Origin of the sequence: Nostoc sp. FACHB-280 (assembly GCF_014697615.1) — a bacterium.
Lineage (GTDB): Bacteria > Cyanobacteriota > Cyanobacteriia > Cyanobacteriales > Nostocaceae > Nostoc_B.
In genome coordinates, this window is record NZ_JACJSD010000012.1 from 112,452 (window position 1) to 124,462 (window position 12,011).

A 12,011-nucleotide genomic window follows, 5' to 3' on the forward strand; every position below is an offset into this window, starting at 1 on the left:
TCCGCGTGCATCTGCGATTAATTATTTTGTCATTACCCAACTCAACCAACAATTAAACCATCTTGGACGCGAATAGTTCTTTTAGTTTGTGCTGCAATATCTGGTTCATGGGTAACAATCACAATAGTGATACCTTGTTCATTTAATTCTGTGAGCAAATTCATCACTTCATAAGAAGTTTCTGTATCTAATGCACCTGTTGGTTCATCTGCTAAAACCAATGCGGGTCGATTTACTAAAGCACGCGCGATCGCAACTCGTTGTTGTTGTCCTCCAGAAAGTTGACTCGGACGGTTGAGAATGCGTTCAGCTAGTCCTACTCTGGTTAAAGCTGCTAAGGCTCTTTCCCGGCGTTTGTTTTTGGGTAAATTAGCATAAACCATCGGTAACATCACATTTTCTAGTGCTGTGGCTCTTGCTAATAAATTAAATTGTTGGAACACAAAACCTATCCTTTGATTGCGGATATAAGCTAATTCATCATCATCAAAAGTAGTTAAATTTCTGCCTTCAAAAATATAATTTCCATTAGTAGGTCTATCTAAACAGCCCAAAATGTTCATGAGTGTAGATTTACCGGAACCTGATGCACCCATAATTGCAACATATTCCCCCTCTTCTATGGATAGGTGAATACCTTTGAGAATCGGAACGCTCATTTCTCCGAGTTGGTATGTTTTTGTAATAGATTCCATCCAAATCATTGTGGTCATATTTTTTAGTGTTGAGTAATGAGTAGTGAGTAATGAGTAAAGATATTAGACCTCTTGCATAAATCAGATTATGACTAATAATATCTCTTTGCGTCTTTGCGCCTTTGCGTGAGTCATAAAATTGAAAGTATGAAAAAACGAACCGCAAAGGACGCATAGACGCGATAGCGGCTTCCCGCAGGGTAGGACACGAAGATATAAGAGTTTTAGAGAGTTATTGTGTAAGTTATATTAATATATGAATAGAAGAGACAAGGGAGAAGCTTTTATTTCTCAAATTAATCACTTCGTAAAGCTGTAATCGGGTCTAATTTCGCCGCATTACGAGCCGGAATCACACCAGCAACTAGCCCAACAAATAACGAAAGTCCAAAACCGACAATTACTGATGCCACGGAAATTACAAAGGGAAATTTAAAAATACTCGATGCACCAAAGGCAATTAAAATACCACTGCCCATACCAATACCACCACCGACAATTGAAATCACGATCGCCTCGGCTAAAAATTGATTGAGAATCGCTGAATTAGTTGCCCCGACTGCTTTACGAATGCCAATTTCTCTGGTTCTTTCTACTACGGAAACTAGCATAATATTGGCAATTCCGATGCCACCGACTACCAGAGAAATTCCGGCGATCGCCACCACCATAATCGTAAATAAACCAACCACATTAGTAAAGGTACTAACAATATCAGCTTGATTTGTAATCCGAAAATCATCAGCTTGGGGGGGATAAATTTCGTGACGTAAGCGCAAAATATTAGTAACTTGAAATTGCGCTGCTTCTAACTTATCTTGATTACTAGCTTTGATTAAAATTCCATTAACTGAAACACCAGTTAAAGCATTATTTCCTACTAGTCTTCCCGACATACTAGTTAAAGGAATAAAAATTTGATCATCTCTATCCATCGGCCCTTGAGCGCCTTTCGGTTCCATAATGCCAATTACTTCATAAGTCTCTCCTTGAATGCGAATTTGTTCACCAATGACTTTATTACTATTGCCAAATAATGTTCTTTTGACTGTCGGGCCAATCACCGCCACTTGCTTACTAGAATCAAGTTCTTCTTGAGTGAAAAATCGCCCTTCTTGGGGATGAGTATTGCGTGCTTCGGGATAATTTAAGTCTGTACCGTAGATTGTGGTGGAAGTATTTTCGCCACCATATACTACTTGAGCATTTCTTTGCAGATATGCCGAAACTAAATCGGCTGATGGGGCTTGTTGAGCGATCGCTTTAGCATCTTCCCAAGTTAAGGTACTAGTAGAACCCACACCTTGACGGATATTTCCACTCCTGGCTGCACCCGCTAAAACCTGCAATACATCTGTTCCTAGTGCTTGAATTTGGTTTTCAACACTTTTCTGCACCCCTTGACCAACAGAAGTAATCGCAATCACAGAAGCAATACCAATAACCACCCCCAGCATCGTCAGCCCTGTGCGTAATTTATTACTCCACAGCGTTTCCACCGCCATTGATAATATCTCTGTGAATGGCACTGTAGACTTACTAGGTCTTTTTTGAAGTTTGGGAATTTTAGATAAACTCTGAAGCATATTAATATAGAATGGCGTAAATATTTGTAGTTTGGGAAAAGCAGGAGGCAGTGGTTCGACTTCGCTCACCAACCATTCACATATATCTCTCCCTTGTCTCCCTTATCCCCCTTGTCTCTCAACATTACTGACCAGAACGCCCACCGCCACCAGAACGACCACCGCCACCGCCAACGCCAGGAAAGACACCTCCCCGTGGCGTTGACTGGGGTCGAGAACCAGGGGGGAAACTTAGCAAGACTTTTTCATCACCTGTTAAGCCAGATTTCACTTCTGTAAAGTTATTCACAGTCACGCCAGTTTCAATACGAGTAAATACAGGTTGATCATTCGCACCTAAAACATAGACTCCTGTAGCTCTTTCTCGGCGCACAACTGAGGCTGTGGGGACAACTAAAGCATTTTCTAACTCACCAACTTGAAATTCTGCATCAACATTCATCCCTGACCGCAGTAGGTTTTCTGGGTCAGAGAGAGATGCTTTGACCTGAAAACTAGTCACGTTCTGTTCGACGGTTGCTTGAGCTGCAATTTGACTGACTTTCCCCTCAAAAACCTTTCCTGGATAAGCATCAGCTTTAATTGTCACTGGTTGACCAAGGCTTATTTTGGCAATGTTTGATTCTGATAAATTAGCAACAACTTCATTCACGGAAGCTAAAGCCAAAATCGAAGAAGAAGTGGCGGAAGAAACAGCACTCCCGGAAGTGGTAGGAGTCACGAAAGCACCAGGATCAGCAAATTTTTGCGTTACGACTCCATCAAAGGGGGCGCGGATAATGGTGTCGTTGATTTGGGCTTGGATGTTTTGCAGTGAACCACGGGCGGAAATAACTTGAGCGCGAGCAACTTCAATATCTTCTGGGCGGTTTCCGGCTTTTAATAATGCTAAAGCTTCTTCTCGCTGTTTCACAGTCGCCCTAGCTTGTTGAATATCTTCTGAACGTGAACCAGCTTGTTGCAAGGCTAATGCTTGTTGTGCTTCATTAACTTGGGCTTGGGCGCTATCACGGGCTGACCGTTTTTGAATAACCGTTTGCAGCGAAATAGCCCCGGAGTTGTATAGCTGTTGATTGCGTCGTAAATCATCTTCGGCTTGGACTAAGCTGGCTTGGGCGCTTCTTAGCCTTGCTTGGGCTTGGGCGATATCTTGGGGACGGTTCCCGGCTTCGACTTTTTGCAGATTTGCTTCGGCTTCGTCAAGTTGGGCTTGGGCTTGGGCGATATCTTGGGGGCGATTCCCGGCTTGGGCTTTTTGGAGATTTGCTTCGGCTTGGGCTAACTGTCCTTGGGCTTGCACTAAACTACCTCGCAGGTTGGAATCATCCATATAAGCGAGAATTTGGCCTTTCTTGACTGTATCGCCTTCTTTAGCCAGCAGAGTTTTGAGTACACCCGAATTTTTGGGACTAAGGTTAATGGAGCGTTCTGGTTTGACTGTACCATTAGCCGAAACTGCGATCGCTAAATTTCGTCTTTCTACCGACTGTGTCAATATTTTTTGTCTAGCTTCTTGGCGCGGCACTACCGCCACTCGATAATAAACTCCATAGCCAATTCCACCCAACAGACCAAGCATTAGTAGCCACAGTAGCCAATTATACTTTTTTCGTTGTTTTTGTTCTAAGGGTAGAGATGATGAATCTACAGGGGTTGATGTATCAAGTTTCATAACTTTGTCCGTTGTCCAAAAAGGCTACCAAGCTAGTTATCTAAGTCCCAGCACTTAGATGCTCGGACTATAAATTGCCTAATCTTATACCATCGCTATAGTGACTAGATAAGTAGAAAATTTCAAGTTTGCATTTTATTATCAGCTAAAATGGACTGTTTTCTTCTATGACTAAAGTCACTAATAATTTCTGATTGCTCTATGACTAAAGTCATTAAATTGTCATACCAAATCTATATATAGCAATCTTATCTGAGTTATGAAAAAGTATTCTTTTTAACGTAGACGCGAAGCGGCTTCCCGAAGGGTACTGCAAAGGACGCATAGACGCGATAGCGGCTTCCCGCAGGGTAGGACACAAAGAAGGAAAAGAAAGAAAAGAAAGAGAATTTCACAAATGATTTAGGATTGCTATAGCATTTTTATTTGATATTTGAACAACAGAGACAAAGGAGATAAGGATGACAGGGTAGACAAGGGAGAAAGATGTTTATAAATCATTTAGTATTGCTATAGCTATAATTTTATTTTTAATTGCATATCTACTGCAAATATTTTCTAGATTGACATTATTCAAAAATCTAGAAAAACCAGGAATATCTAGGAGCATATAAATCAATTATTCAGTATTATCGCTGAATAAATCTATAGCAAATTTAGCTATAATAATTCTGTAATTAGGACAAAATTTAGACATTAAAATATGAATTATTTACTGAAATTTTTGACAATTTCATCTTTGCTACTATCTACAAGTTTGCCATCTTTCGCCACCAATAAATCCTTCGTCACTGAGAAACACTTCCAAGGTGATATGGAGCCAAAAAACTGCCCTCTCCAAAAAAGGAAAAAAGGTATTTTTATATATAATCTTTGCCAAGTTAAAGGTAAGCCAATATCTTTATATATCCAAAGTGTTGAATCATCTGATGGCAGTGAGAATGACGCTCTGGATGTTGCTGTATTAAAATACAAAAATGGAAAATTAATTCACGTCAGTGCTGAAGATTTTCACAGATATGGTTTCCGCAATCAAAAATTAGTTGCAGCTTGGCATCTAGATAACACCATTGAAAATGTATCAACATCTCAATATCGCGCCATAGAAAAGCGTTTTTTAACAGAGTCTCGCAAGGGTTTAGAACTATTTGGAATTAAGCAAAAATAGCTATTTAGGGATTTCCAAGAAATAAATTATCCAATCTTGTGGGGCGGACAAGATGTCCACCCCACAAGAAAAATTGTATGTTTTTTTATTTGGAAGTCCCTTACTCAACTTCAACCCAAGGTAACAACTGTGTAGAGATTTTTAGGGAACAAAAGGCAAGAATATCTAGTACGGTGGGCAGAGTTTATCACCACACTAGATATTCTTGACCCTTGGCAGACCTCACACCAGAATATTAATCTAGATGCGTATCAGCTTATTTTGAATTGTTACTACACCTCTACCTTGTGAAGTCTGACCTCACCATCGGAAAAGTCCGGTGTGGTGTGATAGAGTGCGGCCTCGATACGACAACCTTGATAGGCTAGAACATATAATTCTTTCAGGTCGTTCATGAGTGGATAACGGGGGTTTGCACCTGTGCATTGGTCATCAAAGGCTTGTTCTGCCATTTCTTCCAGCTTGGCATAAAAGTCTTGCTCTTCATCTCCCAACGCTTGTTTAATCGTGGCCGGAATATCAATTTGACGTTTGAGATTTTCGATTTCCCTAATCAATAATTCCACTTTTTCATCAGATGTATCGCCACCTAAGTGCAAGTGGTCGGCTATTTGAGCATACCTATCCTTGGCATTAGGATATCTGTACTGCGGGAATATTGCTTGCTTAAAGGGAATATCTGTAGCGTTGTAGCGGATGACGTGGGAAATCATCAAGGCGTTAGCGAGTCCGTGGGGAACATGAAAAGTAGAACCGAGTTTGTGCGCCATTGAGTGACAAATACCCAAGAAGGCATTCGCAAAGGCCATACCTGCAATTGTGGCGGCGTAATGTACTTTTTCCCGTGCTTTCGGGTCGTTCACACCATTTTTGTAAGCACTAGGTAAATATTTGAACAACAGCCTGATTGCTTGTAGTGCTAAACCATCTGTAAATTCGGTTGCCATTACTGATACGTAGGCTTCTAAGGCATGAGTTAACGCATCAATACCACCATAAGCCGTTAATTTTTTGGGCATATTTAACGTCAGTTCCGGGTCGGCGATCGCAATATTCGGAGTTAGGGCATAATCTGCTAAGGGGTATTTCACGCCTACTCTGTCATCTGTCACCACAGCAAAGGGTGTTACTTCTGAACCAGTACCCGAAGTTGTAGGAATCGCTACCATGATGGCTTTTTGTCCCAAAGGTGGTAATTCATAAACCCGCTTGCGAATATCCATAAACCGCATCGCCAAGCCTTCAAACTCCACATCGGGATGTTCGTACATCAACCACATAACTTTGGCTGCATCCATTGGCGAACCCCCACCAATGGCAATAATCACATCTGGTTGATAACTTCTAAGTAAAGCTAAACCTTTATTGACATTGGATAATGTGGGATCAGGTTCAACATCGTGAAATACATCATGTTTCACGCCAATTTCGTCTAAAACCTGAGTAACTTTATCGACTATTCCTAAATCAAATAATGGTTTATCTGTAACTATAAAAGCGCGTTCTTTACCTACTAAATCGCGTAAAGCTACAGGTAAACACCCATATTTGAAATAGACTTTAGGTGGAATTCGGAACCACAACATATTTTGCCGACGTTGGGATACCGTTTTAATATTCACTAGGTGATGGGGTGTGACGTTATCGGAAACTGTATTACCTCCCCAAGTCCCACAACCTAAAGTTAAAGATGGGTCAAGTTTAAAGTTATATAAATCGCCAATTGCACCTTGAGAAGATGGCGTATTAATCAAGACACGCCCAGTTTTCATCTTATTCTCAAAATAAGCAATGTCATCTAAATTCGCGGGGTTTGTATACAGTACCGATGTATGTCCTAGCCCCCCAAATTCTATCAATTGTTCGGCTGTATCTACTGCTTCAGAGAAATTTGAGGCTCGATACATAGCCAAAATTGGCGACAATTTTTCATAAGCAAAAGCTTCACCTTCTCCCACTGTTTCAACTTCACCAATTAAGACTTTATAAATCTTTGGTGCTTGGGAAGAATCGGTATTATTTGGTAGAGAAAATCCGGCTAATTTAGCTAAATTGTCAACTGACTGTCCCACAATAGCAGGATTTAATCTGCCTTCTTTTAAAATTACACTACCTAGCTTTTGTTTTTCCTCATCATTGAGAAAATATGCACCCCGGCTGATAAATTCCTGTTTGACTTTTTCGTAAATATCATCAACTACAACAACTGATTGTTCCGAAGCACAAATCATCCCGTTGTCGAAGGTTTTACTTAATAAAATCGAACTCACAGCAGTTTGAATATGTGCGCTGCTGTCAATGACGGCGGGAGTATTACCAGCACCCACACCTAATGATGGATTCCCAGAAGAATAAGCAGCACGTACCATTCCTGGCCCGCCAGTGGCTAAAATTAATTTAATTTCTGGATGCTGCATTAAGGCTTTGGATAACTCCACCGTTGGCTGATCAATCCAACCAATAATATCTTCTGGCGCACCTGCGGCTATTGCAGCTTTCAGAATAATTTTTGCTGCTTCTACAGTACATTTTTTAGATTTGGGATGAGGGGAAAAAATAATAGCGTTACGAGTTTTCAAAGCAATTAACGCTTTAAAAATTGTTGTCGCAGTAGGGTTAGTTACAGGGACAATTCCGGCAACAATTCCTACAGGCTCAGATATTTTTTGAATACCAAATGTATGGTCTTCTTCGATGATCCCGCAAGTTTTTTCATGCTTGTATTTATTGTAGATAAATTCCGATGCAAAGTGATTTTTAATCACTTTATCCTCTACAATACCCATACCTGTTTCTGCAACTGCTAACTTTGCTAGGGGAATCCGTTCAGCATTAGCAGCTAATGCCGCCTTTTTAAAGATGACATCGACTTGTTCTTGAGAGTAATTTGAGTATTTAGCTTGTGCAGCTTTAACTCGTTGTACAAGTAATTCTAATTCTTCGATATTAGTGACCAGCATATTTTTATCCTGTTGCGGAGTTTACTACAGAGATTCCAGTTGTTGAGTAATTAATCACACTTTATCCCAGAGGATTTATGTATCAAATGGCAAAGATTTCTCGACTACGAAAAATATCTAATGCTGCTTGTACTTGTTCTGGAGTTGGTGGAAGGGTATTTTCTAATAGGTACTCTAAACCCAACTCTTGCCATTTGTATTCACCCATTTTATGAAATGGCAAGACTTCTAATCTTTCTACGTTATTGAATGGGGCGATAAAATCAGCTAAACCAGTAATATTCTCTGGAGCATCTGTTAGACCGGGAACTAACACAAATCGTATCCAAGTAGACTGATTAATTATGTTGAGATATTTCGCTAAATCTAATGATGGATTGATATTAGCTCCTGTAACTTGAGTGTAAGTTGCTGGATCAAAAGATTTAATATCTAGCATGACTAAATCTACAAATTCTAATACGGATTTAGCAGATTCTAAGTTACAAAATCCAGAAGTATTTAAGGCTGTATGAATACCTAATTCTTGACAACGTTTAAATATTTCTCGCACAAATCCAGGTTGCATTAATGGTTCACCACCACTGATTGTCACACCTCCACCAGAAGATTGCATATAAGATTTATACTTCTGAATTTCTGTCACCAGTTCGTCAACGCTGACTTGTTTACCATTTTCCAGATAGCGACAATCAACATTACTGCAATAAAGGCAACGCAGAGGACAACCAGATGTGAAAATTACGAATCGAATCCCTGGCCCGTCAACTGTTCCACAACTTTCTACTGAATGTATGTAGCCAGAATTAATTATTTCTGGAGTTATATGACTATTTTCTATTGTGTGATGTTCGATTTTAGGAATTGGAAATTGTACATTTTGCATGAAGTTTACCTAATTTGGCATCACTCATCAATTTGTCTTTTGCATCTAACTATGAGTTATAGATAACAAATGTGAGGAAGTTGTGGGGATTCATGACTGTACACAATCAATTTCAGGAATTAAATTTGATTTATAGTGATCCCCCTTAGATAGTTATCAAAATAGCAAGGTGTAACTTTAAGGTTTGGTTAAAGAGTCATGATATTTTGAATTTTTGATGATTCTATAGCAATTCCCATTCCAGTGATGTACAGTCGGAATTAAACGCAAATGGACGCAGATAAAATTTGTGATTTATTTAATTTTTGTCATTTAAGATATCCAAAATATATACCTCCAAAAAATAAATATCCCCAACTGTTGAGATAAGCTGGGGATATCATAGGTTTTAAGATGTGATTTATCGCGTTTCTACAACAGGTTTATAACACTTAAAATCGTTCGTGGAATGTCCGCTTAATTACGTCAAGTTGCTGTTCTCGCGTCAATTTAATAAAGTTGACGGCGTAACCGGAAACTCTAATAGTTAATTGCGGATATAACTCAGGATGTTCCATTGCATCTAGCAACATTTCCCGCTTCAAGACATTAACGTTGATGTGGTGTCCGCCATCATGGAAGTAACCATCCAGCATTCCCACAAGGTTGTTGATTTGGTCAACTTCTAATTTACCTAAAGCCGATGGTACAACTGAGAAAGTGTTGGAAATTCCATCTTGTGCGGATTCATAGGGAATTTTGGCTACTGATTCTAAAGAAGCGATCGCACCTTTACTATCGCGTCCGTGCATGGGATTTGCACCTGGCGCAAAGGGTTCACCGGCTTTTCTCCCGTCGGGTGTGTTACCTGTTTTCTTGCCATAGACCACGTTTGATGTGATTGTTAATACTGATTGCGTGGGTGTAGCTTGGCGATAGGTAGGATGTTTACGCAGTTCCTCCATAAACTTAGTCACTAAATTGACGGCGATTTCATCAACTCGATTGTCGTTGTTACCGTATTTGGGGAAATCGCCGCTAATTTCGTAATCAACGGCTAATCCGGTTTCATTTCGTAAGACTTTGACTTTTGCGTACTTAATTGCTGATAAAGCATCTGTTACTACCGATAAACCTGCAATCCCGCAAGCCATTGTTCGTAAAATATCGCGATCGTGCAGTGCCATTTCGATGCGTTCGTAGCAGTATTTATCGTGCATATAATGAATGACGTTGAGGGTATTGATATAAGCTTTCGCCAACCACGCCATCATGATTTCTAGTTGATCCCACACCTGTTGGTAGTCAAGATACTCAGAAGTAATCGGTGCGATCGCGCTTGCAACTTGTTCCCCTGATTTTTCATCCTTACCGCCATTGATCGCATACAGCAAGCACTTAGCTAGATTGACTCGCGCACCGAAAAACTGCATTTGTTTCCCAATTCGCATCGCAGAAACGCAACAGGCGATCGCATAATCATCTCCCCAATACGAACGCATTAAATCATCGTTCTCGTATTGGATAGAGCTAGTATCAATTGAAACCTTTGCACAATAACGTTTAAAGTTATCTGGCAAGTTTTCCGACCACAACACAGTTAAATTTGGTTCTGGTGCTGCACCTAAATTATACAAAGTATGCAGGATACGGAAACTATTTTTAGTTACCAAAGGTCTACCATCTTCACCTACACCACCAACACACTCTGTTACCCAAGTGGGATCGCCGGAAAAGAGTTGATTGTAATCTGGTGTTCGCAAAAATCTCACCATTCGCAGTTTCATCACGAAATGATCCATGAGTTCTTGCACTTGGGACTCGGTGATTGTCCCTTGCTGTAAGTCCCGTTCAAAGTAGATATCGAGGAACGTCGAAACTCTTCCCAAGGACATCGCCGCACCGTTTTGTTCTTTGACAGCTGCGAGATAACCAAAATATAGCCACTGTACAGCTTCTTTAGCTGTAGCTGCGGGTTTGCTAATATCAAACCCGTAGCTTGTAGCCATTGTCTTTAATTCAAATAGTGCTTTGATTTGTTCAGAAATTTCTTCACGTAGGCGAATGATATCTTCGGCGATGACATCTAATTCTAAGGATTGAAGTTGTGATTTTTTGTCTTCAATCAGAGCATCAACACCATATAAAGCTACACGCCGATAATCGCCAATAATTCTGCCGCGTCCGTAAGCATCTGGTAATCCGGTGATAATACCATAGTGACGACATAAGCGCATTTCGCGGGTATAAGCATCAAATACGCCATCGTTATGAGTTTTGCGGTATTTGGTAAATATCTCTGCGGTTTTAGGATTTAGCTCGTAACCGTAAGCTTTGAGCGCATCTTGAACCACACGAATCCCGCCTAGCGGCATAATTGCACGTTTTAGCGGTTTATCTGTTTGCAATCCTAATACTTGTTCTATGTCGCGGTTAATATAACCTGGTTGGTGGGAGGTAATTGTCGAGACAACCTCTGTATCTGTATCGAGAATTCCTTTTTCGCGTTCAACTGACATTAAGTCCTTGACTTGATCCCAGAGGTTTTGAGTAGTTGAAGTTGTACCTGCTAAAAAAGATTCATCACCATTGTAAAGAGTGTAATTGTTTTGGATGAAGTTACGGACGTTGATTTCTTCTATCCATTTACCACTATTAAAGCCTTGCCATTGTGCCAACATCTTTGAGATATCCCCCAGTTGATGAAGCTGATAATTGACTGCGGTATCTTTTGCGTGATAACTTAGCACACCTAGCTTTTATATTCAATAATATTGCCAAAAAAGAGTATGAAGAGATATTTCTTAGTTGACAATTTTATAGACAAAAGTATATACACATAGACAAACATTTGTAGGATATTTAGGCGTAAACCTTGTTTTTAAGGAGGGATCAAGAAGTACTAAGTGAGTTCCAATAAAAAATATATAATCACGTTAATGGCAAGGGAGTAGGGAGCAGAGAGCAGAGAGAAAGACAGTTGTTTGAAGCAGATAAATTGGATAATTTATTATCTGGCAGTCCTTAATCATCACAACCAACTACTTTTCAAACAACCTCTGAGA

7 protein-coding genes are annotated in these 12,011 nt (G+C 40.0%); 1 reads left to right on the forward strand and 6 read right to left on the reverse strand.

Going from position 1 to position 12,011, the window contains the following annotated elements; translation table 11 throughout:
- Window positions 1–41: 41 nt before the first annotated feature.
- The 3 genes from H6G75_RS11420 to H6G75_RS11430 form a co-directional block, all read right to left on the reverse strand.
- A complete protein-coding gene (locus H6G75_RS11420; RefSeq protein WP_277884088.1) occupies window positions 42–713 on the reverse strand; it encodes an ABC transporter ATP-binding protein in 672 nt (223 codons plus the stop codon).
- Window positions 714–991: 278 nt separating this feature from the next.
- The gene (locus H6G75_RS11425; RefSeq protein ID WP_190980094.1) at window positions 992–2,281 is read right to left on the reverse strand and encodes an ABC transporter permease; all 1,290 of its coding nucleotides are present in this window, start codon (window positions 2,279–2,281) and stop codon (window positions 992–994) included.
- Between the two features lie 124 nt (window positions 2,282–2,405).
- Window positions 2,406–3,953: an efflux RND transporter periplasmic adaptor subunit gene (locus H6G75_RS11430; RefSeq protein ID WP_190980054.1), complete on the reverse strand. Its 1,548-nt coding sequence runs from the start codon at window positions 3,951–3,953 to the stop codon at window positions 2,406–2,408.
- Between the two features lie 703 nt (window positions 3,954–4,656).
- Between H6G75_RS11430 and H6G75_RS11435 the strand changes: the two genes are divergently transcribed.
- Window positions 4,657–5,121, forward strand: a complete 465-nt coding sequence (locus H6G75_RS11435) for a hypothetical protein (protein WP_190980055.1) — start codon at window positions 4,657–4,659, stop codon at window positions 5,119–5,121.
- A 272-nt stretch (window positions 5,122–5,393) separates the two neighbouring features.
- Here H6G75_RS11435 and adhE read toward each other — a convergent pair whose 3' ends face one another.
- The 3 genes from adhE to pflB form a co-directional block, all read right to left on the reverse strand.
- Window positions 5,394–8,081 (reverse strand): bifunctional acetaldehyde-CoA/alcohol dehydrogenase, encoded by a 2,688-nt coding sequence (adhE, locus tag H6G75_RS11440; protein WP_190980056.1) that lies wholly within the window; start codon window positions 8,079–8,081, stop codon window positions 5,394–5,396.
- 82 nt (window positions 8,082–8,163) lie between these two features.
- Window positions 8,164–8,967, reverse strand: coding sequence for a pyruvate formate-lyase-activating protein (gene pflA, locus H6G75_RS11445; protein ID WP_190980057.1), 804 nt, complete (start codon window positions 8,965–8,967; stop codon window positions 8,164–8,166).
- A gap of 431 nt (window positions 8,968–9,398) precedes the next feature.
- Window positions 9,399–11,627: a formate C-acetyltransferase gene (gene pflB / locus H6G75_RS11450; RefSeq protein ID WP_190980058.1), complete on the reverse strand. Its 2,229-nt coding sequence runs from the start codon at window positions 11,625–11,627 to the stop codon at window positions 9,399–9,401.
- Window positions 11,628–12,011: the final 384 nt, after the last annotated feature.

Coding starts and splice junctions, on each gene's coding strand:
- adhE (WP_190980056.1), bottom strand. CDS start 8,081: ATGCTGGTCACTAATATCGAAGAATTAGAATTACTTGTACAACGAGTT.
- pflA (WP_190980057.1), bottom strand. CDS start 8,967: ATGCAAAATGTACAATTTCCAATTCCTAAAATCGAACATCACACAATA.
- H6G75_RS11420 (WP_277884088.1), bottom strand. CDS start 713: ATGACCACAATGATTTGGATGGAATCTATTACAAAAACATACCAACTC.
- H6G75_RS11435 (WP_190980055.1), top strand. CDS start 4,657: ATGAATTATTTACTGAAATTTTTGACAATTTCATCTTTGCTACTATCT.
- H6G75_RS11425 (WP_190980094.1), bottom strand. CDS start 2,281: ATGCTTCAGAGTTTATCTAAAATTCCCAAACTTCAAAAAAGACCTAGT.
- pflB (WP_190980058.1), bottom strand. CDS start 11,627: ATGTTGGCACAATGGCAAGGCTTTAATAGTGGTAAATGGATAGAAGAA.
- H6G75_RS11430 (WP_190980054.1), bottom strand. CDS start 3,953: ATGAAACTTGATACATCAACCCCTGTAGATTCATCATCTCTACCCTTA.